The 24,771-nt window shown below is 54.3% G+C and carries 23 protein-coding genes; 16 read left to right on the top strand and 7 right to left on the bottom strand.

The annotated features are described in order from the left end of the window. The first annotated feature begins 50 nt into the window (after positions 1–50). Complete coding sequence (locus ESZ91_RS03510) at positions 51–872, top strand: CPBP family intramembrane glutamic endopeptidase (RefSeq protein WP_129224198.1); 822 nt, start codon at positions 51–53, stop codon at positions 870–872. Positions 873–919: 47 nt separating this feature from the next. Here ESZ91_RS03510 and ESZ91_RS03505 read toward each other — a convergent pair whose 3' ends face one another. Both ESZ91_RS03505 and ESZ91_RS03500 read right to left on the bottom strand, forming a co-directional pair. After that, complete coding sequence (locus ESZ91_RS03505; protein ID WP_129224196.1) at positions 920–1,093, bottom strand: DUF4250 domain-containing protein; 174 nt, start codon at positions 1,091–1,093, stop codon at positions 920–922. Positions 1,094–1,103: 10 nt separating this feature from the next. Next, positions 1,104–1,979 (bottom strand): AraC family transcriptional regulator, encoded by an 876-nt coding sequence (locus tag ESZ91_RS03500; RefSeq protein ID WP_161971030.1) that lies wholly within the window; start codon positions 1,977–1,979, stop codon positions 1,104–1,106. 138 nt (positions 1,980–2,117) lie between these two features. Between ESZ91_RS03500 and ESZ91_RS03495 the strand changes: the two genes are divergently transcribed. From ESZ91_RS03495 to ESZ91_RS03465, 7 genes are all read left to right on the top strand, one after another. After that, positions 2,118–3,935 carry a beta-N-acetylhexosaminidase gene (locus tag ESZ91_RS03495; RefSeq protein WP_129224192.1) on the top strand — a complete coding sequence of 606 codons (1,818 nt, stop codon included), beginning with the start codon at positions 2,118–2,120 and terminating at the stop codon, positions 3,933–3,935. 8 nt (positions 3,936–3,943) lie between these two features. Then, positions 3,944–4,930 (top strand): ROK family protein, encoded by a 987-nt coding sequence (locus ESZ91_RS03490; protein ID WP_129224190.1) that lies wholly within the window; start codon positions 3,944–3,946, stop codon positions 4,928–4,930. Next, positions 4,921–5,775, top strand: a complete 855-nt coding sequence (locus tag ESZ91_RS03485) for a PIG-L deacetylase family protein (protein WP_129224188.1) — start codon at positions 4,921–4,923, stop codon at positions 5,773–5,775. The genes ESZ91_RS03490 and ESZ91_RS03485 overlap by 10 nt, the downstream gene beginning before the upstream one ends. Positions 5,776–5,777: 2 nt before the next feature. After that, positions 5,778–6,842: an SIS domain-containing protein gene (locus tag ESZ91_RS03480; RefSeq protein ID WP_129224186.1), complete on the top strand. Its 1,065-nt coding sequence runs from the start codon at positions 5,778–5,780 to the stop codon at positions 6,840–6,842. Between the two features lie 92 nt (positions 6,843–6,934). After that, positions 6,935–8,125, top strand: coding sequence for a M16 family metallopeptidase (locus tag ESZ91_RS03475; protein ID WP_129224184.1), 1,191 nt, complete (start codon positions 6,935–6,937; stop codon positions 8,123–8,125). A 1-nt stretch (position 8,126) separates the two neighbouring features. Next, entirely contained in the window at positions 8,127–9,164 is a 1,038-nt protein-coding gene (locus ESZ91_RS03470) for an alcohol dehydrogenase (protein WP_129224182.1), read from the top strand. Between the two features lie 21 nt (positions 9,165–9,185). Next, positions 9,186–9,746 carry a flavin reductase family protein gene (locus ESZ91_RS03465; RefSeq protein WP_129224180.1) on the top strand — a complete coding sequence of 187 codons (561 nt, stop codon included), beginning with the start codon at positions 9,186–9,188 and terminating at the stop codon, positions 9,744–9,746. A 34-nt stretch (positions 9,747–9,780) separates the two neighbouring features. On the opposite strand, the gene ESZ91_RS03460 is transcribed toward ESZ91_RS03465, so the two are convergent. Then, positions 9,781–10,647 carry a helix-turn-helix domain-containing protein gene (locus ESZ91_RS03460; RefSeq protein ID WP_129224178.1) on the bottom strand — a complete coding sequence of 289 codons (867 nt, stop codon included), beginning with the start codon at positions 10,645–10,647 and terminating at the stop codon, positions 9,781–9,783. Positions 10,648–10,778: 131 nt separating this feature from the next. Here ESZ91_RS03460 and ESZ91_RS03455 point away from each other — a divergent pair, with 131 nt between their 5' ends. Together ESZ91_RS03455 and galE are read left to right on the top strand one after the other, a co-directional pair. Next, entirely contained in the window at positions 10,779–11,930 is a 1,152-nt protein-coding gene (locus ESZ91_RS03455; protein WP_161971029.1) for a galactokinase, read from the top strand. Between the two features lie 18 nt (positions 11,931–11,948). After that, on the top strand, positions 11,949–12,965 hold the full coding sequence (galE, locus tag ESZ91_RS03450) for a UDP-glucose 4-epimerase GalE (RefSeq protein ID WP_129224174.1): 1,017 nt from the start codon (positions 11,949–11,951) through the stop codon (positions 12,963–12,965). A gap of 68 nt (positions 12,966–13,033) precedes the next feature. Here galE and ESZ91_RS03445 read toward each other — a convergent pair whose 3' ends face one another. The 3 genes from ESZ91_RS03445 to ESZ91_RS03435 form a co-directional block, all read right to left on the bottom strand. Next, positions 13,034–13,921, bottom strand: a complete 888-nt coding sequence (locus ESZ91_RS03445) for a DegV family protein (RefSeq protein ID WP_129224172.1) — start codon at positions 13,919–13,921, stop codon at positions 13,034–13,036. Between the two features lie 173 nt (positions 13,922–14,094). Then, positions 14,095–14,793: a TMEM164 family acyltransferase gene (locus tag ESZ91_RS03440; RefSeq protein WP_129224170.1), complete on the bottom strand. Its 699-nt coding sequence runs from the start codon at positions 14,791–14,793 to the stop codon at positions 14,095–14,097. A 116-nt stretch (positions 14,794–14,909) separates the two neighbouring features. Beyond that, on the bottom strand, positions 14,910–15,689 hold the full coding sequence (locus ESZ91_RS03435) for a DeoR/GlpR family DNA-binding transcription regulator (protein WP_129224168.1): 780 nt from the start codon (positions 15,687–15,689) through the stop codon (positions 14,910–14,912). 124 nt (positions 15,690–15,813) lie between these two features. Here ESZ91_RS03435 and ESZ91_RS03430 point away from each other — a divergent pair, with 124 nt between their 5' ends. From ESZ91_RS03430 to ESZ91_RS03420, 3 genes are read left to right on the top strand one after another with little or no spacing between them, the layout of a single operon-like run. Beyond that, a complete protein-coding gene (locus tag ESZ91_RS03430; protein WP_129224166.1) occupies positions 15,814–16,575 on the top strand; it encodes a glycyl-radical enzyme activating protein in 762 nt (253 codons plus the stop codon). Positions 16,576–16,578: 3 nt separating this feature from the next. Then, the gene (locus ESZ91_RS03425; protein WP_129224164.1) at positions 16,579–18,975 is read left to right on the top strand and encodes a glycyl radical protein; all 2,397 of its coding nucleotides are present in this window, start codon (positions 16,579–16,581) and stop codon (positions 18,973–18,975) included. Between the two features lie 11 nt (positions 18,976–18,986). Next, positions 18,987–19,718, top strand: coding sequence for an SDR family NAD(P)-dependent oxidoreductase (locus ESZ91_RS03420; RefSeq protein ID WP_129224162.1), 732 nt, complete (start codon positions 18,987–18,989; stop codon positions 19,716–19,718). 45 nt (positions 19,719–19,763) lie between these two features. On the opposite strand, the gene ESZ91_RS03415 is transcribed toward ESZ91_RS03420, so the two are convergent. Then, positions 19,764–20,246, bottom strand: a complete 483-nt coding sequence (locus ESZ91_RS03415; RefSeq protein ID WP_129224160.1) for a zinc ribbon domain-containing protein — start codon at positions 20,244–20,246, stop codon at positions 19,764–19,766. 131 nt (positions 20,247–20,377) lie between these two features. Here ESZ91_RS03415 and ESZ91_RS03410 point away from each other — a divergent pair, with 131 nt between their 5' ends. The 3 genes from ESZ91_RS03410 to ESZ91_RS03400 all read left to right on the top strand — a co-directional run bounded on the left by ESZ91_RS03410 (position 20,378) and on the right by ESZ91_RS03400 (position 24,692). Continuing rightward, positions 20,378–21,103: an SGNH/GDSL hydrolase family protein gene (locus ESZ91_RS03410; protein ID WP_129224158.1), complete on the top strand. Its 726-nt coding sequence runs from the start codon at positions 20,378–20,380 to the stop codon at positions 21,101–21,103. A 163-nt stretch (positions 21,104–21,266) separates the two neighbouring features. Continuing rightward, a complete protein-coding gene (locus ESZ91_RS03405) occupies positions 21,267–23,513 on the top strand; it encodes a GH36-type glycosyl hydrolase domain-containing protein (RefSeq protein WP_129224156.1) in 2,247 nt (748 codons plus the stop codon). A 171-nt stretch (positions 23,514–23,684) separates the two neighbouring features. Continuing rightward, positions 23,685–24,692 (top strand): LacI family DNA-binding transcriptional regulator, encoded by a 1,008-nt coding sequence (locus ESZ91_RS03400; protein WP_129224154.1) that lies wholly within the window; start codon positions 23,685–23,687, stop codon positions 24,690–24,692. Positions 24,693–24,771 lie beyond the last annotated feature (79 nt).

Here is a 24,771-nt window from a genome sequence, read left to right as displayed (position 1 = left end):
GGAAAAGCCGGAGAACGGCTTTTCCCGCGCGTTGTTTACAGGCGGTTTTTATGAAAAAAAGAATGTTGTATCTGCGCAAAACGCCCGTTCAGTCGGCATTTATCATCTATCTTCTGGCGCTGGGGCTGATCTTATTTCCCACGCAGTGGCTGGGCGATCTGTTTTTCGCGGAAGAAAAAATGGCGGTCTTGTTCGGATTGGGCGGCATGCGCGTCGTCATGGGCGCGGTCATGGCGTTGATCGCCGTGCATACGGGATTTTCCGCGTCGTTTCTGCCGCGCTCGGTAAAGGGCGTGCTTCTGGCTCTGCCCGCGGTTCTCATCGCCGTCAACAATCTGCCTATCGTCGCGCTCGCGCGCGGGGACGCTTCCCTCCTCTACGGCGGCGCGTATATCGCGGTGTTTTTGTTCGAGTGCCTTGCCGTGGGCTTTTTCGAAGAGGTCACCTTCCGCGGCATCGTATTCCCGCTCCTTCTGCAAAAGACGGGTACTTCCGTCAAGGGACGGTTTATCGCGATCTTAGGCTCGGCGGCGATGTTCGGATTGCTGCACGCGGTCAATCTCCTGAACGGGTTCAGCGGCGCGGTGTTCTTGCAGATGGGCTATTCCTTTCTGATCGGCGCGATGCTCGCCGTCGCCATGTTCGCGGGCGCGGGCGTCATCTTCTGCGCGCTGGTGCACGGCGTCTACAATTTCTGCGGAATGCTTATATCCGAACTGGGACAGGGCGGCTTTTCCGCGATCTGGAACGTGCCCGAGATCATACTCACCGCCGCCGTCGCGCTCGCCGTCATCGCGTATTTCGTCGTGTTCACCCTCAAATCCAAGGGCGAATCCGCGCGCGAACTCATCGCTCTCCCCGAACAGGAATAAGATAAAAGTAAAAAAACGGACTGCCGAAAGCAGTCCGTTTTTTTTGTTTAAACAAATTGATTGCACGTTTCGTCGTAGCGAAAGCCGAGCGAGGATAGGCGGGTTTCCAGCTCTTCGCGCGAAAGGTCGAGATCTTCGCAGAGCGCGGAAAGATTCGGGTAAAAGTCGCGCAGTTTCGCGTTGAGATAGGAAAGTAAAATAAAATCATCCTGCGGCAGCATAAATTTCTCCTTAAATGAGTTTGTCGAGTTTGGTCGAGCGCACGTATTCGGTCGGGGACAGGTTTTCGTATTTTTTGAAAGCGCGGGAAAAGTAGTGGATGCTGTTAAATCGCAATAAATAAGCGATCTGCGTCACGGAAAGTTTGTTTTCCGATAACAGCCTTTTCGCTTCCTCCATTTTCAGCCGCGTGTAGTATTGCATCACGCTCTCGTGCATCTGTCGCGCGAATACCTGCTTTACGTAGGTTTTCGAAAAGAACACCTTTGCCGCGATCTCGTCGAGCGTTACCGTGCCGTACACGTTTTCCTGCAATATCTGCACGATCTTCGCGCACAGCGCGTTGTTTTGCGGTACGTCCATCATCACGTTGGGCGCGGCGCTCTCGGTGCCGCGGATGAGGGAAATGAGGAGAAGTTCGAGCGTGTTTTTAATGATCTGCTCGCCGCCGAAGGGCGCGTCGGGCTTTTTATTCATCTTTTGCAAATACATATCGTCGAGGCGGTCGGAAAAATTTTCGCTGCCTTCGAGCACGAGCCCGTTCAGAAGTTCCTTTTCCGCGTCGGTCAAGGTGAATATACGCTCTTCGAGCGCGTCCAGTCCCCGCCCCGTGCCGGCAAAGGACACGATGACGGAATTGGCGAATTTATCGTGTGTAAGAATGTTGTGGAACTCGTTCGGCTTATGGAATACCGCCTCGCCCTGTTTTAAAACGAAACGCCGCTCGCCCGCCACGATCTCCGCCGCGCCGCCGTCGATGTACACCATTTCCCAAAAATCGTGGCTCTCGCCCTTCGCCGCGAATCCGCGCGCATATTTAAAATAGTGAATGGTATAAATTTCTTTTACGCACAGCACGCTGCGCAGTTTGTTGGGTTGGTACTGCATATCCGCATTATACCGCGCCGCGAAAAAAAATGCAAGCGCGTTTGTGTCCGATTGTGCAAATCCGTTGTTTTTTTCGTGCAAACACATTTGCACGGATTGTTGTATAATGAGTGAGAAGAATCCAAGGGGAGTATAATCATGACCTTCGACTTTACGAAACTGAGCGAAGAACTGCGTTTCGGCGCGCGCGAACTTGCCGCCGAATACGGCGTCGAGGAGGGCGCGGGCACGATCGTATCGCATCGGCAGTCCGATAGGCTTTCGGTACATAGAGAAGGGGATACCGTCACGATCGGCGCTTCGACGAAGAGCGAATTTTTCCGCGGGCTTATTAAGGCGTTCGCGGGAGAAACTTGCGAACAGAGATCGGCGTTTTCCCATCTCACATTGATGGCGGACTGCTCGCGCGACGCGGTTTTATCCGTTCCCGCCGTCAAAAAACTCGTCCGCTTACTCGCGGCGTGCGGGTACGATCGGCTGCAACTGTACACCGAGGACACATACAAGATCGAAAACCGCCCGCGGTTCGGGTACCTTCGCGGCGCGTATACGGAGGCGGAACTCAAAGATCTGGACGCGTACGGGCAGGCGCTGGGCGTGACGCTCGTGCCCTGCATCCAGACGCTCGCGCACCTTTCCGCGATTTTCCGCTGGGGCGAATTCTGCGATCTTCGCGACTGCAACGACATTCTTTTGTGCGACGACGAACGGGTGTACGAATTGATCGACGATATGTTCGCGCAACTTTCCCGCTCGTTCACGGCGCGCGTGGCGCATATCGGCATGGACGAGGCGCACATGGTCGGGCTCGGGAAATATCTCGACGGACACGGCTATCAAAACCGTTTCGATATCATTCACCGCCATCTGACGCGCGTTTTGCAAATTGCGGAAAAGTACGGCTTTACCTGTTATATGTGGGGCGATATGTTCTTCCGCCTCGCTTTCGGCGGCGAATATTACCGTTTCGATCGGGAAATCCCGCAAGAGGTGATCGACAGCATTCCGAAAAACGTCAATCTGGTCTATTGGGATTATTATCAGACAGACAGAAAAGTCTACGACGGCATGATCGAGAGTTACCGCAAGATCGGCAATCCCATGTCGTTCGCGGGCGGCGCGTGGCGTTGGAGCGGTTTTATGCCGCAAAACCGCTTTTCGCTCAACGCGTCGCGTCTGGCTCTGGACAGTTGCATCGGGCACGGCGTGGACGATATTGCCGTCACCGCCTGGGGCGATAACGGCGGCGAGGCGTCGATTTTTTCCGTGCTGCCTTCGGTCGTCTATTTTGCCGAGCGGCGCTACGGCGGCGACGTCAAAACTTCTTTCAAAAATATCGTCGGCTGCGATTTCGAGGATTTTCTGTCGCTCGATCTTCCGGACGCGGTCTATAAAGATTTGCCCGAAGGGTATCTCGCGAATATCAGCAAAATATTTTTATACAACGATCTGTTTTTGGGGATATTCGACGGCGCGGCAAAGCCCGAATATAAGCGCGTGTTCCGCGCGAATCTGAAAAAGATTTCGGCGGCGCGCTCGCGCGCGGGAAAATTTGCCTATCTCTTCGACACGGCGTACACCCTTTTGGACGCGGTCTTAGAAAAGTACGATTTCGGCGCGCGGCTCATCGCGGCGTACGGCGCAAACGATCGGGAAACGTTGGCGGCGCTCGTCAAAGATCTCGGACGTATCGAGAAAAAGGTGCGCGTATTTTACAAGGCGTTTTCCGCGCAGTGGTATCGGGAAAATAAGCCCAACGGCATGGAAGTGCACGATGCGCGCCTCGGCGGGCTGCTCGGCAGGATCCTCGCCTGCAAGGCGCGCCTTACGGGCTATCTATCGGGCGATATTTCCGCGCTCGAAGAATTGGAAGAGGAACGGCTCGGCGGCTATGAGCGGACGAAAGGGCTCATGTACAACAATTGGGCGGAACTCATTTCCGCCAATATCGTATAGGGTAGAACATGGAAAAGACAGTCGTCGGTATCGATCTGGGCGGTACCTTTATCAAGGCGGGCATATTGGACGCGCGCGGAAAAATTTACGCAAAGCGTAAGATCCCTACCCGTGCGGAGCGCGGATATAGGGCGATCGCCGAAGATATGCGCGATCTCGCGCAGGTCCTTGCCGAAGAGTCGCATATTCCTTTTTCGCAGGTGCGCGCGCTCGGCGTCGGTTCGCCGGGCATCGTGGACAGCGCGGCGGGTACGGTGCTTTCCAACTGCAACCTCGGCTGGGAAAACGTGCCCATTGCCGCGGAACTTATGAAATTGACGCAAAAGCCCGCGTTCGCGCTCAACGACGCGAACGCGGCGGCGCTGGGCGAAAGCAAGTGGGGCGCGGGCGGCGGGTTCTCGTCGGTGGTGCTGGTCACATTGGGCACGGGCATCGGCAGCGGTATCGTCGTCGAAGGCAAACTCGTCGAGGGCTTTCACGGTGCGGGCGCGGAACTCGGGCACACGACCATCCGCAAAAACGGAAAACTCTGCGCATGCGGCCGCCGCGGCTGTTTCGAAAAGTACGCTTCCGCCACGGCGCTCATCGAAGAGACCCGCCGCGTCATGCGTCAATATCCCGAAAGCGCGCTCTGGGCCGAGGCAAAGACGTTGCGGGACGTAGACGGCAAGACCGCCTTCGAGGCGGCGAAACGCGGCGATGCCGCGGCGGAACGAGTCGTCGCAAAATACGTGGACGATCTGGCGGAGGGACTCGCAAATATCGCCAATCTTCTGCGTCCCGAGGCGATCCTTTTGGGCGGCGGCGTGGCGCAGGAAGGGGAGGCGCTCTTTGTCCCGCTGGAAAACGCGCTGCGCGGTAAAATTTACGGCGGCGAAACATATACGAAACTCATCTTGCGGCGGGCGGCGCTCGGCAACGACGCGGGCCTGTGCGGCGCGGCGCTGTACGCGTTGGAAAAAATAAACGACGAGGAGAAAAGGTCATGCAACTGAACGAACGGGCGGTCCTGTATATTCCCGACGGCGAAAAGGAAAGCGCGGCGCTGGAACGCGTCACGCACCTTGCCGTAGCGGCGCATCAGGACGATATCGAATTTATGGCGTACGCGCCCATAGCCGACTGTTTCGGCAGAACCGATCTGTGGTTCGGCGGTGTAGTCGTCAGCGACGGCGCGGGCAGTCCGCGCAAAGGGCTTTACGCCGACTATACCGACGAGGATATGAAAAAAATACGCGTCACCGAGCAGAAAAAGGCGGCGTTCGTGGGCGAATACGGCGCGCAGTTTATGCTCGGTTATCCCTCGTCTCAGGTCAAAGATCCGGACGATACGAAGATCGCGGAAGAATTGACGCGCATTTTCCGCGCGGCAAATCCGCGTTTCGTATACACGCACAATATCGCGGATAAGCACGACACGCATCTGGGCACGGCGATGAAAGTCATCGCGGCGCTGCGCGAACTGGAAAAAGACGAGATGCCCGAGCGGGTGTTCGGCTGTGAAGTCTGGCGCGATCTGGACTGGCTTTGCGACGAAGATAAAATATATCTGGACACAAGCGCGCACCCCAACATCGCGCGCGCGCTTTCGGCGGTGTTCGACAGCCAGATCCTCGGCGGCAAGCGCTACGATATCGCGGCGGAGGGCAGAAGGTGCGCCAACGCCACCTATTCCGAAAGTCACGCCTGCGATACGCACGAGGGGCTCAATTACGCCATGGACTTAACGCCGCTCATTCTGGACAAAAAACTGAAAGTTTCGGATTTTATTTCCGCTCATATCAAAAAATTCGAGCGCACTGTGCGCGAAAAAGCGGCGTATTACGCCAAGGAGGACTGAAAATGGATTACCGCAACACAAGAATGTGGGAGGAACTGAACGCCGCGCCCGCGATCTTACAGACGCTCGCCGCGAAAAACGCGGGCGTTCTCGATGAGATCGCAAAGGCGGCAAAGGGCGCACTCAACGCCTACACGGTGGCGCGCGGCACTTCCGACCACGCGATGATGTACTTTAAATACCTTGCCGAAAGCATTCTGGGACTGCCCGTCGCGTCGGGCGCGCCCAGCGTCGTTACGGTATACAATGCCGCGCTTCGCCTCGATCGTTCGCTCGTCGTCGCCTGTTCGCAGAGCGGCAAGGCGGCGGACGTGATGGAAGTGGTGCGGCGCGCCAACGATTGCGGCGCGGTCACCGTAGCGATCACCAACGACGAATCCAGCCCGCTCGCCAAACTCGCAAAATTCCATCTCTGCTGTTTTGCCGAGGAAGAAAAGAGCGTCGCCGCCACAAAGACGTTCAGCGCGCAGTTGTATCTTTCCATGCTGCTCGTGAGTGCGCTCGCAGGGAAAAAGGAGGATTTTTCCGCTTTTTTGCATACGTTTTCGTCCAACGTCCCCACGATCGACGCCGCGACCGACGCTGCGGCAGCGGAGTTTATTTCCGCGGAAGAATGCTTTTTGCTCTCGCGCGGCATTTCCGCCGCGCTCGCGTTCGAAGCGGGGCTGAAATTGCAGGAAACGTGCTATATCAAAGCGCGCGCCTATCACAGTTCGGATTTTTACCACGGCCCCATGGCGATGGTGGGAAAGGGCACGAAGATCGTACTGTTCGCCTCCCGCCGCGCTTTAAACGAAAGTTCGGAACAAACGCATCGGGAAGATTACGTCAAATGCGCGCAAAAGATGCTCGAACTGGGCGCGGATCTCTTTATCGTCACCGACGACGAAGGGGCGTTCAGCGGCATGGCCGCGAAAATCATACCCGTCGCGGGCGGCGGAGACGAGCGGCTGACCGCCTTTTATTTCGCTTTGGCAGCGCAGATGCTCGCCTGCAAAGTGAGTTGCGGCAAGGGGCTCAATCCCGACAGCCCGCGCGCGCTCAAAAAAGTGACCATAACGAAATGATTTGGAAGGCGTCCCGCGCGGGCGCCTTTCTTTTTTTGCCTTGACAGAAACGCCCGCTTGGTGTATAATTTTTCAATGACAAGGAGTTTATCATGACCGAAAACAGTTTCCGTTTATCCAACGGCGCCGCGGTGCTCGCCGCGCAGAACGAGGGGCTGCACAGCGTATCCCTCGCCGTCGTACTGCCCTTCTGCGCGCACGAAACGGCGGGCGTCTATCATTTTGTCGAGCACTTGTTTTTCGAACGCGCGGGCGAATTGCGCGCGGAAGAGATCAACCGCAGAATGAGCGAATGCGGCTCGGAGATCCTGGCGTACACCGCGAAAAATCATATGTGCTTTTCCTTTCATTGCAGAAGGGAAGTGTTTGCACGGCAACTTTCGCTGCTCGTTTCCATGCTCCGCGAAAAGGGGCACGCCGCCGAGGATTTCGACAAGGTGCTCCCCGTCATCGAAAACGAAATTTTCGAATACGATTTTTACGATTACGCGCGGGAGGACGTTTTGCGCGAACTCTGGTACGATGCGCGATACCGCGAAAGCGTGCTCGGCACGCCCAAGGCGCTGCGCTCCTTAACGCTCGAAACGTTGCAAAAGGCGCGCGACGGACTGTTCACCGACGCTATGCACATATTTTTGGCGGGCGGATTTTCAGAAACCGAACTGTCACTCGTCAAAGAGGCGTTCGAAAGTTTTTCGCTTTCGCCTTTTTCGCCGTTGCCGCCCGTGTCCGCGCCGCCGCGCTATTTGAAAGACGTGGAAAAAGTGGGGCGCGGGCGCGATCTGCAAATGATGTTCACCTATCACGTCAAGGACGTTTCCGAAGAGGAGATCTTTCTTTCTCCCTATCTGAAAAACGCCGTGTTCTACGGCATGGACGCGGTGTTCAACGAGTTTATGACCGCCGAGGGATTTCCCTTTTACTCGGTGGACGCAGACTACGCGGTTTTGGGCGGCGAACTTATTTTCTATTGGCTGGTACACGTGAAAAAACGGGACGTGAACGCCTTCAAAGAAGTCGCGCAGGTTTTCGAACGCTCGGTGCTCAAAGCGCCGCTGATGAGCGTGGTGCGCCCCTTTTTAGGGGATAACCTCGTATTTTTGTACGACAATCCCGAGCGGCTCGTCAACCGCTATACGGATCTTTTCGAGGATAGTTTCCGCGCGGTCACGCTCGAAGAGAGCCGCCGCCTCGCCATGGAACTTTCCGATAACCGCCTTTACGATGTGTGGAAGACCTTTCTTTTGGGCGAAAAAAAGATTTTTTTAATAGGAAAACAATAATATGCTGGCCTATTCTTATCTCGATCAAAACAAATTCGGGTTTACGAAGAAACCCGTGCCGCAGATCGTGGGCACGCGCGACGCGATCGTCAAAGTCATGCTTGCGAGCGTGTGCACGAGCGATCTGCACATCAAGGGAGGGCACGTGCCGCGCGCAGTACGCGGCGTGACCGTAGGGCACGAGATGGTCGGCGTCGTCGAAAAAGTCGGAAAAGACGTGCGAAACGTAAAGGCGGGCGACAGGGTGTGCGTCAACGTAGAGACCTTTTGCGGCGAATGTTTCTTCTGCCGTCGCGGCTTTGTCAACAACTGTACCGATCCGCTCGGCGGCTGGGCGCTCGGCTGCCGCATCGACGGCGGGCTCGCACCCTATGTACGCGTGCCGTTTGCCGATCGGGGGCTGACCGTCATTCCCGCAAACGTCGACTATGAAAGCGCTCTGTTTGTGGGCGACGTGCTCGCCACGGGTTTTTGGGCGACGAAAATTTCGCAGATAGAGAGGGGGGATACCGTCCTGATTCTCGGCGCGGGTCCCGCGGGCATCTGCACGATGCTGTGCGCGGAACTAAAACATCCCGATCGGATTATCATGTGCGAACAGGATCCCGTGCGGTTGGAATTTTTGAAACGGCATTATCCGCATATTTTTGCCGTGCGTCCCGAAGATGCGAAAGATTTTATTTTGGGTTCGTGCGCCCGCGGCGGCGCGGACGTCGTCGTTGAGGCGGCGGGCACAGAAAAAAGTTTCCGCATGGCGTGGGAATTAGCGCGCCCCAACGCGAACGTCACCATTGTCGCGCTGTACGAAAAGGCGCAGAGTCTGCCGCTTCCCGAAATGTACGGCAAAAATCTCACTTTCCGCACGGGCGGTGTGGACGGATGCGACTGCGCGGAAATACTGCGCCTCATATCCGAAGGAAAAATCGACACGCGCCCTTTGATTACGCACAGGTTTTCTTTCCGCGATCTGGACCGCGCGTACGAACTGTTTGAAAAAAGAGAAGACGGCGTCATGAAGATCGCCGTTTCCATGGAATAAAATTATAAGGAGGATATAAACATGAAGAAAAATTTCGGAGCCAAACCCTATCTGTATCCGATGCCCGTGCTCATCGTTGCGAGTTACGGCGAGGACGGCGTTCCCGACGCCATGAACGCCGCCTGGGGCGCGATCGCGGATACCGACAAAATCTCTTTGACGCTCAGCGCCGATCATAAGACGGTGAAAAACATTCTTTCCCGCCGCGCCTTTACCGTCAGCATGGCGACAGCAGAACAGGTCGTCGCGTGCGACTACGTGGGCGTCGTGTCGGGGAACAAAGTGCCCGATAAAGTGGCGCGCGCGGGCTTTCACACGCAAAAGAGCGCGTTCGTAGACGCGCCGCTCATCGACGAACTGCCCATGGCGTTGGAATGCGTGATGGAAAGTTACGATGAAAAGGAGGAACGACTCGTCGGCAGGATCGTCAACGTGTGCGCGGACGAGCAAATTCTGGGCGAAAACGGCAAGATTGACCTTTCGAAATTTTCTCCCGTTACCTATGACCCCGTCAATCACGATTATCTGAAACTGGGCGAAAGGGCGGGAAAAGCCTTTTCGGACGGTCTGAAACTGAAATAAAAAGACGCGTTCGCAAAATTTTTGCGAACGCGTTTCAATGTTCTGTCAAAAGGGTCGTTTCCCGCGAGGTGGGGTCGAAATCGCCGCTCACCGAATAGATGAATTTTTCGTCGGGAACGTAGGTTTTGGGCAGGGATCTGGGCGTGCAGCCCGTCACTTTCTTGAAAATGCGGTTGAAATTGCGGATGGTATTGAATCCGCATCGGAAGGCGATCTCGGTGACGGGCAGTCCCTTGTTTTCCCGCAAAAGGCGTACCGCCTCTTCGACTTTGACGCGGTTGAGGTACTGCGAAAAAGTCATGCCCGCTATTTTTTTGAAAAATTTTGAAAAGTACGCCTCGCTGAACCCCATAAAATTTGCCGCGTCGGTAAAGGTATAAAAGGCGTAGCGCTCGTTGATGTCCGCCAAAAGGTCTTTGAACGACTGCACGGTGCCGCTGCTCATTTTGCGTTCCGCGGTGCGTTCGCCGCGAAAAATGCGTATCGCCAGCGCGAGGATCTCGTTTTCCGCCGCCGCGTTGTAAAAAGGGCGTTTTTCTCTGAGTTCCTCGGATATGCGCGCGTACGTTTCGGGTATTTTATAATCGCCGCAGAGCAGGGGACATAGAAGACGGCGCATCTCGCAAACGGGTTTTACGATTTCGTTTTCGAACGTCATCACGATGAGCACCGTTTGGTTTTTCGCGTGCATGTAATGCACTTCGCCGCTGTCGATGAAAAAGGCCTGCCCCTCGTGCAGCAGATAACTTTCTTCCCCGCAGAACACTTCGATATCGCCGCGCTCCACGTATAAGAGTTCGCAGGCGTAGTGCCAGTGCAGAACGTTGTGCGAATTCTGATATTTTCCCGCCCATACGCGCGCGCCGCCCGCATATCGCCGCGTTTCCTGCTTTGCCAACATAATTCCGAAAAATCCCTCTTTTTTTCTTACATTATATCCCGCAAAACAATAAATGTCAATATTCGGTCAATAAATTTCTTTTCAAACGGCGCGAAATGGTTTATAATAGAAAAAAAGAAAGGGTCACGATTATGGAACAAAAAGAACTGTTCGCCCGCGTGTTCGGCGCGGCGCCGTCATTACGGGCGAGTGCCGCGGGGCGCATCAATCTGATCGGCGAACACGTCGATTACTGCGGCGGGAAAGTGTTTCCCGCATCCCTCAATTTAAAATGCACCGTGCTCGCGCGCGCGAACGGTACGGACGAAATACGCGTCTATGCCGACGATTTGCAAATACGGCAAGATCTGAAACTGAATTCGCTCGGGGAATACAAAACGCTGTCCTGGGGCAATTATCAGGCGGGCGTGGCGTATATCCTCAAAGAGAACGGATATCCCCTCGTCGGTTGCGATATGCTGTTTTCCTGCACGGTGCCGTTCGGTTCGGGGCTTTCCTCCAGCGCGGCGATAGAGGTCGCGACCGCAATCGCGCTGTGCGAGATCGCAAAAATCCCCTATGATTTGGTGGAGATCGCAAAACTTTGCCGCCGCGCGGAAAACGAGTACTGTGGCGTCAACTGCGGCATCATGGACCAGTTTGCCTCCGCCATGGGGAAAAAGGACTGTGCCGTGCTTTTGGACTGCAAGACGCTCGAATACGAGTATGTGCCGCTGAAACTGAAAGATTACGCCATCGTCGTGGCGAACTGCAATAAGCCGCACAATCTCGTGGAAAGCAAATACAACGAGCGCCGCGCCGAGGTGGAAGAGGCGCTGCGCCTTTTGAAAGGGGAGTATCCTCAGATCTCCTGCCTTGCGGAGGTGACGCCCGCCATGCTGGAAGCGTCGCATTGCCTTTCGGGGAAGATCTACGCGCGCGCCGCGCACGTCGCGGGGGAATGCGACCGCGTGCGGAGAGCCGCCGCGTGCCTGAAAGAGGGAGATATCCGAACGCTCGGAAAACTGATCGACGCCTCGCACGAAAGCCTTTCGAAAAATTATGAGGTGACGGGAAAAGAACTCGATACGCTGGCGGAACTTTCTCGGAGCGAAGAGGGCTGCATCGGCGCGCGCATGATCGGCGCGGGATTCGGCGGCTGCATCATCGCCATCGTCGAAAAAGATCGGGTCAAGGCGTTCGAGCAGCACGTCGGAGAACGCTACTTACATAGGATCGGCTATGCCGCGAGTTTTTACCGGACGAGCGTCGAGGACGGCGTCGTCGTGGAACATTTTAATTGAATTCGGAGGGTACTATATATGGAACGAATTTTATTGACGGGCGGTGCGGGCTTTATCGGCAGCCACACCCTTGTGGAACTTTTAGAGCGCGGCTATCGGGTCGCGGTTGTGGATAATCTGTGCAATTCCTGCGAAGAGGCGCTCGCCCGCGTGCGGGAGATCACGGGCAAAGATTTCGATTTTTATCTGGCGGACGTGCGCGACCGCGCGGCGATGGATCGGATTTTCAGCGAAAACAAATTCGATTCGGTCATTCATTTCGCGGGACTCAAAGCAGTGGGCGAAAGTTGCGAGATCCCCCTCGATTATTACGACAACAATATATACGGCACGCTCGTCCTTCTGGAAACGATGAAAAAATACAACGTGAAAAAGATCGTTTTTTCCTCCTCGGCAACGGTGTACGGTACGCCCGAAAAACTACCATTGGACGAATCGTGCAAAACGGGCGGCACGACCAACCCTTACGGTTCCACCAAATATTATCTGGAAGGAATCCTGACCGATCTGTATAAGTCCGACCCGACGTGGAACGTCATTCTCCTTCGCTATTTTAATCCCGTCGGCGCGCATAAGAGCGGCAGGATCGGCGAAGATCCAAAGGGGATCCCCAACAACCTGATGCCTTACGTGGCGCAGGTGGCGAGCGGAAAACTGAAAAAGATCAACGTGTTCGGAAACGATTATCCCACGCCCGACGGTACGGGCGTGCGCGACTATATTCACGTAGTCGACCTCGCCGCGGGGCACGTCGCCGCCATCGAAAAGTGCGTAAAGAGCGGCGTGCATATCTTCAATCTCGGCACGGGCGTCGGGTACAGCGTGCTGGATATGATCCATGCGTTCGAAAAGGCGTGCGGCAAAAAACTGCCTTACGAAATCTGCGGCCGCCGCAGCGGCGATATCGCCGCCTGCTACGCCTGCCCCGACAAAGCGGAGAAATATCTCGGCTGGAAGGCGCAATTCGGCATCGAGGAGATGTGCCGCGATCAATGGAACTGGCAGAGCAAAAATCCCAACGGTTATCGCGATTGACCTTGCAGTCAGAGTATGAAAAACCCCGCCCCGCGGAAATTTCCGCGGGGCGGGGTGATTTTTTATTTTCAGTCTGCGCGCTTTTTGCCCATAAAGAAAAGCGCTACCGTTCCGGGGCCCGTGTGCGCGCCGATGGTCGTGCCCACGTCGTAGATCTCCACCTTATCTTTGAGGGCGGGGAACTTTTCTTCGATCAGCGTCTTTACCGCGAGCGCGTCGGTCAGGCACGCCGCGTGCGAAATATAGCACTTGCCGTCGTAAGCGTTTCCGCCTTCCGCGTATTCTTCCATCGTCTTTACGATCTCGGAAATGACCTTGACTTTGGTGCGGATCTTTCTTCTGGGGATCAGCCTTCCCTTATCGTCCATATTGAGTAGGGGGCAGATGTGGAAAATGGTGCCGAACCAGCCCATCGCCTTGGAAATGCGACCGCCGCGCACGTAAAACGTGAGGTCGGTGGAGAAAAACCAGTGATTGACTTCCAGTTTATGCTCTTCCGCCCATGCCGCCGTTTCTTCCGCGCTCTTGCCCGCGTCGCGAAGGTCGGCGAGCGTGTCCATCAAAAGCCCGTAGCCCGAGGAGGCGCCGAGCGAATCCACGACGAGAATTTTCCGTTCGGGGTACTTTTCCGAAAGCGACTTTTGCGCGATGAGCGCCGAATTATACGCGCCCGAAATGCCCGAGGAGAGCGCAACGTATAAAATATCTTTTCCGTTCTCTAAGTAAGGGGTGAAAAAAGTTTCGTACTCGTCGGCGTTGATCTGCGAAGTTCTCGTCATCACGCCTCGCGCCATCGCCGCGTAAAACTCGGTGTAGGGCAGCGTCTGTCCCAGATCGTCCGCGTATTCCTTCTCGTCCAGGAAATAATGGAAGGGAAGATACTCGATGTTTCTCTTCTTCAAATGCTCGTGTGAAAGATCGGCGGTCGAACCGCAGCACAAAATGAAATCCTGCATACTAACCTCGAAAGGCCCGCAAACCATGCGCGGGCGCTGTTTTTTATCTTGTCTACTATTGTATGCGATATTCCGGGAAAAATCAATATCTCTTCCGTGTTTTCCGTTCTAATGTTTTTGCACGGCGTTCTACCGTTTCAAAAAGGCGCTCTACTGTCGGTAGAGTTGCCTTTTTACGCCTTTTTTGCGAGTTTTTTTTGCAAAAATCCGTATCCGTAGATGAGCAGCGTCGCCAAAAGCACTGCGCCGAGATAGTATACGATGAGATAGGGCGCATATCCGAATTTTATGCGGAACTGTTCCAAAAAGGGAATATAGGCGTGCAGAATGCCCATATAATTGGCGTTGAAAACAAACGCGCAGGGAATTGCGACCGCACCCCAGAGAGCCACTCCGCCCGCAAAGAAGAGGGGATCGTGGCGTTTGGGACGGTAGTTGCCGCGCGCGAGCATGATGCCGAATTGGAGCACCACGAGCATATGGTAGAAATATCCGTGGGCATGGATATGCGAAGTGAACACGCCCGATAGATTGCCCAGGATCGCGGCGGGCCTGACGAGGATCATGGCGCACATGATGATGCCGCCGACGAACAAAATGGTCTGCGCCGCGTGCTCGGCTTTCCCGTGCGCGAACACGCTTACGCCGACGGTGATATAGAAAGTCGATGAAAAATGCAGGGGCAGATACCACAAATCGTACCCCGTCGCGATCGCGATGATCTGTTTTGCGATGCCGCTCGCCGCCATCGCGATAAAGAGGAGCGCAGTCACGATAAACGCGGTGCGTGCGGACAGTTTTCTTGACAAGAAAGAAATGATAGCGATCCCGATCAAGGGACACACGACCATCCATACGTATTCCATTTTCATTCGTTATCCTTATACTACCTTAGTTTTTCTCTCACGGATACGATTATACCATATCCCGCGAAAAAAGCAAGCCTTTACGAAAATTTCACGGACAGAACGAAAAAAACGCGCACTTCTCAGTGGTATAATGCGATTTCGTTTTTGCGGAAGAGTTCCAGCCATTTTTGTTCGGGGACGATGTCTGTGATCAGGCAGTCTATGTCGGCAAAATCGCATACGGTATAAAAAGAGACCGTTCCGAATTTACTGCCGTCCGCGAGCAGATAATTTTTTTTGGAATTCCGGATCATGATCTTGCGGATCTTCGCCTCGCTGATATTGGAATCGGTCAGTCCGCCCGTGAGATCGATGCCGCGGCAGGAGAAAAAAGACGCGTCGAAATGATAGTTTTGCAGTGCCTCCGCGGCGGTTTCCCCGATAAAGGAGAGGCTGTTTTCGCGCAGTTTTCCGCCGATGCAATAGATCTCGCAGTCGGACGTCTTGGAGAGCAGCAGCGTCGTCTTCGCGCCGTTCGTCACGAATTTCACGTTTTTCTTTCCCTTGAAATAGGGGATCATGAACGCAGTTGTCGAGGAGGAGTCCAGAAACACGGTATCGCCGTCGCGCACGAAGTCCGCGGCGGTTTCGCCGATCTGCCGCTTTGCCTCGGCATTCGAAGTTTCGCGGATAAAAAAGGGGATCTCGCTGTCAAGCCCCTCGTTGAGTACGGCGCCGCCGTAGGTGCGCGTGACGGCTCCGCTCTTGGAAAGCGCGTTCAGATCGCGCCGTACGGTCGCCTCGTTTATGTACATCGTTCTGGAAAGATATGCCACGCTGACCGCCTTTTTTTCTCGCAGGATCTCCAATATCCGTTTTTGGCGGTGGGACGGCAAAAGGTCTTGTTCAAAGTTGTTCATTGTGTCCTCGTTTTTCTGTTTAATCTTGTCAATCAAATGGATTCAGCGCCGCATATTGACAAACAATTTACAATATCATACAATGAATCGGCGAAAAAAGCAAATGAAATGAAAGGGAAAGAGCATGAAGGAAGGCGAAGAAATCGGTTACATATTCGATATTCAGAAATTTTGCCTGCACGACGGCGACGGCATACGAACCAACGTGTTTTTCAGCGGCTGCAATCTGCGGTGCCTGTGGTGCGCGAATCCCGAATCGCGGCCTTCGTCGCATTCGGGGGAGAACAGCGCCCGCAAAATGACGGTCGGGGAAGTCGTCGGGGAAGTTTTGAAAGACAAAGCCTTTTACGACAAGAGCGGCGGAGGCGTAACGTTGACGGGCGGAGAAGTTTTTTTACAGTTGGGGTTTGCCGAAAAACTGTGTACGGCGCTGCGCAAAGAAAAAATACACATAGCGTTGGAAACGGCGGGTTGCGTTCCGCAAAGAGATTTCGCCGCGCTGTGCGATCTGGCGGATTTCGTCTTTATCGACTGCAAACACTATGACGAGGCGAAGCACGTCGCGGGAACGGGCGTTTCCAACGCGCCGATCCTGCGCAACATAACTTGGCTCGCGCGTTCGGGAAAAGCCTGCTGCGTGCGAATCCCCGTCATTCCCGCATATAACGATAAAACCGAGGACGCGCAGGCATTTTGCGAATTGTTCCAAACGCTGGGCGTGCGAAGGGTGCAACTTTTGCCCTTTCATCAGTTCGGGGAAAAGAAATACGAAAATCTCGGTCTGGATTACGCCTACCGCGGCGTACCGCAACTGCACAAAGAGGATCTGAAAGATTATTTGAAATTATTTGAAAAGAGCGGTTTCGACGCCGCCATCGGAGGTTGAATTGTGAATGATTTCGGCGACATGACGCCGCGGATCAAAAGTTTCCGCGACGAACTTTTAAAGATCGAACCCAAGGTATGCGCGGAGCGGGCGCGGCTCGCGACGAAGGCTTACCGCGAGCACGAGAGCGATCAGATCATTTTGAAACGCGCTTATATGCTCAAAGAAGTGCTGGAAAACATGAGCATCTACATAGAGCCGCAGACGCTGATCGTCGGAAACCAGGCGAGCGAAAATCGGGCGGCGCCCGTCTTTCCCGAATATGCGATGGATTGGGTGGTGCAAGAGTTGGACGAATTCGAAAAACGCGAGGGCGACCGATTCACGATCAGCGAGGAAAACAAACAGACGCTGCGCGAGATCTATCCCTATTGGAAAGGCTGCACTTTGCAGGATAAGGGCTACGCCGCGTATCCCGAAAGCGCCCGCACGATCTACGATATCGGCATTATCCGCAACGAGGGAAACATCACTTCGGGCGACGCGCACCTCGCGGTCGATTATGCAAGCGTCTTAAAGTACGGGTTGGAAGGCATCCGGTCGCGCGTTCGGGAAAAACTCGATCGGCTCGACTATACGGACTATAATTGTTTAAAGACTTCCTATTTTTATCGCGCGATCCTGATCGCCGTCGGCGCGGTGGAGAACTTCGCGCACCGTTATAGCAAACTGGCGGAAGAGGAGGCGCGTTCGGCGCCGCCCGCGCGCGCAAAAGAGTTGCTGCGCATTGCCGAAATCTGCATGCGCGTGCCCATGCGCGGCGCGAGGAATTTTTACGAGGCGCTGCAAAGCCTCTGGTTCGTCCATCTCGTTTTGCAGATCGAATCCAACGGACACTCGCTCTCATTCGGGCGCTTCGACCAATTTCTATATCCCTATTACAAAAAGAGCGCGGAAGAGGGCATGCCGCAAGAAGAGGCGCTCGAACTTCTGGAAAACCTGTGGTTAAAGACGCTGACCATCAATAAGATCCGCAGTTGGGGACACACGCGCTTTGCTGCGGGCAGCCCCATGTATCAGAATCTGACCATCGGCGGGCAGACGTCGGACGGCAAGAGCGCGGTTAACGAACTGACGCGCCTTACCCTGATCTCGATCGGCAGAACGCGCCTTCCGCAGCCCAATCTGACCGTCCGCTATTTTGCGGGATTGGAAGAAGATTTCATGCAGGATTGCATTCGGATGATCCGCCTCGGGTTCGGTATGCCCGCATTCAATAACGACGAGATCATCATTCCCGCGCTCATCGGACAGGGCGTCGCGCGGGAGGACGCCGTGAATTACAGCGCCATCGGCTGCGTCGAGGTAGGCGTGCCGGGAAAATGGGGATATCGCTGTACGGGCATGAGTTATCTGAACTTTCCCAAAACGCTGATGATCGCGCTCAACGACGGCGTGGACGTCACGACGGGAAAGCGCGTGGCAAAAGGCGTCGGCAAATTTACCGATATGCAGACTTTCGAAGAGGTTTTCGCCGCGTGGGATAATACGGCGCGCCAGTTGATCCGTCAGGGGATCATCCTCGACAACTGCGCGGACATGGTCATCGAACAGGAAGTGCCCGACGTGCTCTGTTCGGCGCTGGTCGACGATTGTATCGGCCGCGGCAAACACCTCAAAGAGGGCGGCGCGGTGTACGATATCGTCAGCCAGTTGCAAGTAGGGGTGGCGAATCTCGGCGATTCTCTCGCGGCGATCAAAAAATGCGTATTCGAAGACCGTTCGCTGACGCGCGAAGAATTGTGGGACGCGCTGATGCACGATTTTGCGGGCGAACGCGGCGAAGAGATCCGTCAGATACTTTTGAACGTTCCGAAATACGGCAACGACGACGATTTTGTGGACGAACTCGTCGTGCGCGGGTACGACACGTATTTGGACGAGATCAAAAAATATAAAAATACGCGTTACGGCAGGGGCCCGATCGGCGGGCATTTCTATGCGGGGACTTCTTCGGTCGCTGCGAACGTGCCGCAGGGCGCGGGTACGTGCGCAACGCCCGACGGAAGGCACGCGGGCGAGCCGCTGGCGGAGGGCTGTTCTCCCACCCATTCCATGGATACGCACGGCCCCACGAGCGTGTTCAAATCGGTTTCCAAATTGAGAACGCAGAAGATCGCGGGCGGCGTACTGCTCAATCAGAAAGTCAATCCGCAGATGCTCGCCGAACCCAAGGACTGCAAAAAACTGAGTTTTCTATTGCGTACCTTTTTCGACACGCTGCACGGATTTCACGTGCAATATAACGTCGTGTCGCGCGAAACGCTGCTCGATGCGCAGAAACATCCCGAAAACTACCGCGACCTCATCGTGCGCGTGGCGGGCTATTCGGCGTTTTTCACCGTGCTTTCGCCGCAGACGCAGAACGATATCATCGCGCGGACAGAACAAATTTTGTAAGGAGAAAAGAGATGAACGACTTAAAAAATAAAGTGGCTGTCGTCACGGGCGGGGGCGGCGGGATCGGCCGCGCCGTTGCCGTGCGGCTCGCAAAAGAAAAGGCCGTCGTGGCGCTTCTGGGCGGGAACGACGGGCAAAAACTGAAAACGACCGCCGAAATGGTCGAAGAGGCGGGAGCGAAATGTATCGTCGTCGGGGGAGATCTGACGGCGGAAGGATTTTTACGCGCAGGGGTCGAAAAGATCGTTGCCGAGGCGGGCGGCGTGGACATTCTCGTCAACAACGCGGGCATGGCGTACAATGCGAAATTCGAAGAAACGGGCGAAGAGGTCTTCGAACGCATTATGCGCATCAACGTGAAAGTGCCGTATTTTCTCACGCAGGCGGCTCTGCCGTACCTGCGCCGCTCGAAATCCGCGAGCGTCATCAACATATCGTCGGTTGTGGGGCACGCGGGATACCCGTTGCAGAGCGCTTACGCCGCTTCCAAACACGCGGTGCTGGGGTTTACGAAGTCGCTTGCGGCGGAAGTATACGGGGAGGGGATCCGCGTGCACGCGATCAGTCCCGGGGGCGTCTATACGGACATGGTCAAAGTCGCCCGTCCCGACCTTTCGCCCGAAGGAATGATCTTGCCCGAAGAGATCGCGGAGATCGTCCTGTTTTTCCTTGCCAACCGCGGCAACGCCGTCGTCGACGAGATCCTCGTCCATCGCGTCAATAAAACGCCGTTTCTGATTTAAAAAAGAATAGAGAAAACCGCGCTCGCCAGAGCGCGGTTTTTTATCTTACAGTTGTTTGCCGCAGTGATTGCAGAATTTACTGCCCGCAGCGTTTTCTTCGCCGCACGCGGGGCATATCGCAGCGAGCGGTTTTCCGCATTCTTTGCAGAATTTGCTGCCTTTGCCGTTCACGGCTCCGCAGTCGCAGCGCACGCCGTTCTCCTCGGTCAGCCCCTCTTTCACGGCGCGCGTGACCGCGCGCACCGCGGGTTGCAACTCTTCGCCCGCCTCGTTGATCACGGGCACCGATTCGTTTTTAACGTAGCGCGTGATCTCTTTTCTGAAACCGAAAGTCAGGCAGACGATCCCGACAAAGAGCATGGGAAAACCGATAAAGCATAAAAAGAACAGTTTCGGCATACCCTCGCCGCCGAACGCGCGGAAAAAGTCCGCAAAGCCTATGATCGCGCAGATCAGCCCGCCCGTCGCGAATATCACGCCGAGTATTTTTAAAATCGTTTTCGTTTGTCTGTGTTTTTTATCGTCCATAAAACTCTCCTTATATTGTATAAAGATTATATCATAACCGTGTCTGCCCGTCAAGGGTTTAAAAATATGCGCGCGGAATAGCGACAAATAGATTTTTTATGATATAATAAAAAGAAAAGGAAAAAAACGCTATGAAATTTGCACGATTATTGGCTGCCAAAAACGACGATATATTGAACGCGCCGCCCGTCACGGCCGCTTTTTTGGGCGACAGCGTCACGCACGGATGTTTTGAATGTTACCGCGACGAAGACGGAAACATTCAGACGATATTCGAGCGCGAGCAGTCGTACGCCGCAAAATTTGCGCACATCGCGGGCATGCTGTACCCGCGCGCGCAACTGAATATCGTCAATGCGGGCGTGAGCGGCGGCACGGCAATGCAGGCCGCGGCGCGGTTGGAGCGCGACGTTCTGCAGTTCCGCCCCGACCTTCTCGTGGTCAATTTTGCGCTCAACGATTGCGGCGCGGGCGATCGCGGACTGGAAGAATACGTTGCGAGCATGAAAAAGATTTTCAGACAAGGCAAAGAGGCGGGCGCGGAAGTCGTGTATCTCACGCCCAATCCTATGTGCGGCTACGTCAGCGCGCACCTGAACTCGGATTTTTTGCGTGAGATCGCAAAAGATTTGGCCTCTCGCACGGCGGACGGCGTTCTCGACAGATACGTGGCTGCCGCGACGGCAGCGGCGAAAGAGGAACGCGTTCCCGTCTGCGACTGTTATTCGGTCTGGAAAAATATGCGGAAAAACGGCGTGGATATCACAGTACTTCTGGCGAATTATCTCAACCATCCGACAAGGGATATGCAATGGTTGGCAGCGCTCAAACTGGCTGAAATGCTTTTCGGAGAATAAAAACGCTTGCGGATATTCAAGTGGAAAAAGGTTCCACGGCATTGGTTTTGCTGCAGGAATTATAAAAATATTTTGAAAATCTATTTACAAATAAAAAATTGTATGATAGAATAAAATAAATTTACTCGGGTAAATTAAAAAATATTTGAAAAACGGTGGTACAATGGAAGGTTTTGATGTAAAAAAGGGTACATATACGATCGAGGAACGGGAAAAGGGAAAGGACTGGGGCAATTTCCTTTTCAATGAATGCTCTTATATTTTGTATGTATCGCATTTGGGTGATACCAATTCAAAATTTTTGAATCGCGAGGCGGTCCAGGTGACTGTCAACGCGCCCCAATCGAGTTTCATTTATATTCGCGACGAAAAGACAAAAAAATACTGGGACGTGGCGGGATATCCGACGATGGTCCCCGTAAAGCGTTACCGCTGTGTGCACGGGCAGAAGTTTACGGAAATTTCTTCGGCGTATGAAGGCATCGATTGCAGGATCACCTATGCTGTGGCGCCCTCGGATACGTACGAGATCCGACAGGTGACTTTGAAAAATAAGACGGCAAGACCTCGTGATCTGAGCGTATTTGCAACGACCGCGTTCGATCTGAACGGGTATGCGCAGCCCGTATATTACAGCGCGGTGACGACCTCTGCAACGGAATATCTGGCGGAAGCGAACGCGGTGTACAACGGTTTGCTGAATCCGTATAAGCCGCATAAACGCTGCAACGGTTTCATTGCCTCCGAATTGCCCGTATTTGCCTATGACGGCAATTATGAAAAATTTATAGGGACGCTCGGCAACATCACGAAACCGAAAATCTTGCAGTCGGGCGGCGACTGTACTGGCTCGACGGCAACGGTTCGCACGCGGGGCGGCATCCTGCAAAATAAAATCGTGCTCGCGCCCAAAGAGGAAAAGACTTTTCATTATATCATCGGATTGTGCGACGGTAAACAAGAGTTGATCTCGGCGTGCAAAGAAATATTCGAACAGGCACCGCTGATTATAAAAAAGAGCAGATCGAGCCTTTCCGGCTATACGCTCCGCACAGGATGCCCCGAAAAGAGGATTGAAGGCGTCATGAATTTTTGGGCGGAAAAACAGGTGCGTTTCTGTTCGCTCGGCAAAAAAGCGGTGCGCGACAACGCCCAACTTGGTATGGCGATGCTGAACTACGACGTGAAGAGCGCGAAGGCGGTCATCGACGAGTGCGTGGCGCATCAGTATTCGGACGGCCACGCCGTATTGACCTGGTATCCCTATCTGGAACCGAATATCTATTCCGACCCTTCCATGTGGCTCATCCTTGCCGTCTGCGAATACGTGAAGGAAACGGGCGACACGAAATACCTGCATAAACAGATCGCGTATCTCGACGGCGGTAAAGATTCCGTATATGAGCATCTGAAAAAGGCGGTCGCTTGGTACGACCTCCCTGAAAATTACGGCGAGCACGGTCTGCCGCGCATTCATCACGCGGACTGGAACGATGCGCTGAACATTCCCGATGAAAAGGCGGAATCGGTATTTATGGGTATGGGCATCTGTTGGGCGTACGGCGAACTTGCCGCGCTCGCCCGCTTTATCGGAGATATCCCGTTTGCCGAGGTATTGGAACTCCGGAAAACTGCGCTTGCAAAGACTGTGAACGAAACGTCGTACAACGGCGAATATTATGTGCGCGCCTTTTCCAAATACGGCGTCGTGGGCGACAGAAGCGACGAGAACGGCGGCAAGATCTACGTCAATCCGCAGTCCTGGGCGATTTTGGCGGATATCGTCCCCGCCGAGCGGCTTGCTTCCGTTCTCGGTGCGATCGACGGCATGGAGACGAAAGAGGGCATTCCTCTGTGTTCGCCGCCGTATGCGGCCTATGACGAGCGTGTAGGGCGCATGAGCGGCATGCTGCCCGGCGTGTACGAAAACGGCGGCATCTACAATCATGCGGGCTGTTTCAAGATCATGGCAGACTGCAAGTTGCATCGCGCCGAACAGGCGGTGGGAACCTTTTTGAAGATCCTTCCGGACGGCGAAAGCAACCCGAGCCGCTTGACCACTACCGAACCGTATGTGTTTACCAACTGCTATCTGAAACATCCGTCCGTCGATATGCAGGTCGGGTTTTCCTGGCAGACGGGCACCTCCGCCTGGGGGCTCAAATGTTATTACGAAGGTATCCTCGGATTGCGCCGCACGTATGAGGGATTGAAAATAGAGCCTGTTCTCCCTGATTCGTGGAAAAGCGTGAGCGCGGAACGCGTGTACAGGGGCAACCGCCTGGTCATACGCTATCGCAACGAACAGAGCGGTACGGTGCGCCTTATCGTCGACGGCGAACCTGTCGAGGGGAATACCGTTCCCGCCTTTTCCGATTCGGGAACGCATATCGTCGAGGTGTGCTGCTGAGCCGAACATGGCGCCGTTTTCAAACGGCGCCATGCAGAAATAAATTTTCACAAAAAATTTTTCTGAACCCTATTGACAAATATTAAAAGGCATGTTATATTATAAGTGTTTTACGCGGGTAAATACAAATAATTTGACAAAATCAGGAAAAAAATAAGGGAACAGAAGGATATGATCACGAGAAGAGACGTGGCTGCGCGCGCCGGTGTATCGGTGGCAACGGTATCAAACGTTTTGAACAAGAAGGGCATCGTACAGCCGGAAACGGAAAAGCGGGTATACCGCGCGGTGGAAGAGTTGGGGTATATTCCCGACGAAACAGCGCGGAATCTGAGCCTGGGGCGTTCCAATCATATCGGTGTGGCGCTCAACGAGTTGACAAATCCATACCATATGGAGGTCGTGCACGGGATCGAGCGGCAGGCATCGGCGAGCGGTTTTCACGTGACTGTCTGTAACATCGAAGATTGCGAGCAGAGCAAACTGGAATTTCTGAACGGAAGGCGGTTCGATGTGCTCGTGAATTTCATGACGATGACGTTCAGCGAAAAGATCCTCGATATGCTGCTCGCGAAAAATACGCTGCTTGTGAATTTTCCCATCGAGGACAGCCTGATGTTTCATCTGGATTCGCGCGGAACGCTCAAAGAGTGCATGAAACTTCTGCACGATCACGGGCATACGCGCGTGGGTTATGTTTCTACGATCGACTCTATGCGCTGGGTAAACGATCCGCGCGGTATCGCCTATCTCGACCATTTACGTACATACGGATTCGAAAATCGCAGCGAATACGTCGTTTTCAACGACGATTATGCCAAAGATTCCAGTCTTGTGGGCTATGAAAACGGATTAAAGTTGTTCCGCGCGCATCCTGAGATCACGGCGGTGTTCGTTTCCAACGATATTGCCGCGCTCGGCGTGATGCGGGCGCTGAAGGAACTCGGGCTCAGATGTCCCGAGGACGTATCCGTTATCGGGTACGACGGCATTCAGATCGGAAGACTGTTCACGCCGTCTTTGACCACGGTCGGGTACGACAATGTGGAATACGGCAAGGAGATGGCGAAACGCGTCATCGAACGGATCTTGCATAAGGCGCCGACGGCGGAAAGGGAATTTATTTTTCCCGCAAAGTTGATACTCGGCGAATCGGTAGGGCCCTGCCTGCGTAAATAAGGGCCGCTCATAAATTAAAAGAAAAAAAGGGCATGCCCTTTTTTTGTGCCGCAGTGCGGCACAAAAATTCTTAAAGGAG

This window comes from Candidatus Borkfalkia ceftriaxoniphila, assembly GCF_004134775.1.
GTDB classification, from domain to species: domain Bacteria; phylum Bacillota; class Clostridia; order Christensenellales; family Borkfalkiaceae; genus Borkfalkia; species Borkfalkia ceftriaxoniphila.
The sequence above is the reverse complement of the archived record's forward strand: the minus strand, read 5'-3'. Positions and strand labels throughout refer to the sequence as shown.

Excerpts from the sequence above, each read along its gene's own strand:
- ESZ91_RS03445 (WP_129224172.1), bottom strand. The coding sequence starts at position 13,921 with ATGCAGGATTTCATTTTGTGCTGCGGTTCGACCGCCGATCTTTCACAC.
- ESZ91_RS03405 (WP_129224156.1), top strand. The coding sequence starts at position 21,267 with ATGGAAGGTTTTGATGTAAAAAAGGGTACATATACGATCGAGGAACGG.
- ESZ91_RS03430 (WP_129224166.1), top strand. The coding sequence starts at position 15,814 with ATGAAGGAAGGCGAAGAAATCGGTTACATATTCGATATTCAGAAATTT.
- ESZ91_RS03400 (WP_129224154.1), top strand. The coding sequence starts at position 23,685 with ATGATCACGAGAAGAGACGTGGCTGCGCGCGCCGGTGTATCGGTGGCA.
- ESZ91_RS03415 (WP_129224160.1), bottom strand. The coding sequence starts at position 20,246 with ATGGACGATAAAAAACACAGACAAACGAAAACGATTTTAAAAATACTC.
- ESZ91_RS03475 (WP_129224184.1), top strand. The coding sequence starts at position 6,935 with ATGACCGAAAACAGTTTCCGTTTATCCAACGGCGCCGCGGTGCTCGCC.
- ESZ91_RS03410 (WP_129224158.1), top strand. The coding sequence starts at position 20,378 with ATGAAATTTGCACGATTATTGGCTGCCAAAAACGACGATATATTGAAC.
- ESZ91_RS03420 (WP_129224162.1), top strand. The coding sequence starts at position 18,987 with ATGAACGACTTAAAAAATAAAGTGGCTGTCGTCACGGGCGGGGGCGGC.
- ESZ91_RS03455 (WP_161971029.1), top strand. The coding sequence starts at position 10,779 with ATGGAACAAAAAGAACTGTTCGCCCGCGTGTTCGGCGCGGCGCCGTCA.
- ESZ91_RS03440 (WP_129224170.1), bottom strand. The coding sequence starts at position 14,793 with ATGAAAATGGAATACGTATGGATGGTCGTGTGTCCCTTGATCGGGATC.
- ESZ91_RS03435 (WP_129224168.1), bottom strand. The coding sequence starts at position 15,689 with ATGAACAACTTTGAACAAGACCTTTTGCCGTCCCACCGCCAAAAACGG.
- ESZ91_RS03510 (WP_129224198.1), top strand. The coding sequence starts at position 51 with ATGAAAAAAAGAATGTTGTATCTGCGCAAAACGCCCGTTCAGTCGGCA.
- ESZ91_RS03495 (WP_129224192.1), top strand. The coding sequence starts at position 2,118 with ATGACCTTCGACTTTACGAAACTGAGCGAAGAACTGCGTTTCGGCGCG.
- ESZ91_RS03480 (WP_129224186.1), top strand. The coding sequence starts at position 5,778 with ATGGATTACCGCAACACAAGAATGTGGGAGGAACTGAACGCCGCGCCC.
- ESZ91_RS03505 (WP_129224196.1), bottom strand. The coding sequence starts at position 1,093 with ATGCTGCCGCAGGATGATTTTATTTTACTTTCCTATCTCAACGCGAAA.
- ESZ91_RS03465 (WP_129224180.1), top strand. The coding sequence starts at position 9,186 with ATGAAGAAAAATTTCGGAGCCAAACCCTATCTGTATCCGATGCCCGTG.
- ESZ91_RS03500 (WP_161971030.1), bottom strand. The coding sequence starts at position 1,979 with ATGCAGTACCAACCCAACAAACTGCGCAGCGTGCTGTGCGTAAAAGAA.
- ESZ91_RS03460 (WP_129224178.1), bottom strand. The coding sequence starts at position 10,647 with ATGTTGGCAAAGCAGGAAACGCGGCGATATGCGGGCGGCGCGCGCGTA.
- ESZ91_RS03490 (WP_129224190.1), top strand. The coding sequence starts at position 3,944 with ATGGAAAAGACAGTCGTCGGTATCGATCTGGGCGGTACCTTTATCAAG.
- ESZ91_RS03485 (WP_129224188.1), top strand. The coding sequence starts at position 4,921 with ATGCAACTGAACGAACGGGCGGTCCTGTATATTCCCGACGGCGAAAAG.
- ESZ91_RS03470 (WP_129224182.1), top strand. The coding sequence starts at position 8,127 with ATGCTGGCCTATTCTTATCTCGATCAAAACAAATTCGGGTTTACGAAG.
- galE (WP_129224174.1), top strand. The coding sequence starts at position 11,949 with ATGGAACGAATTTTATTGACGGGCGGTGCGGGCTTTATCGGCAGCCAC.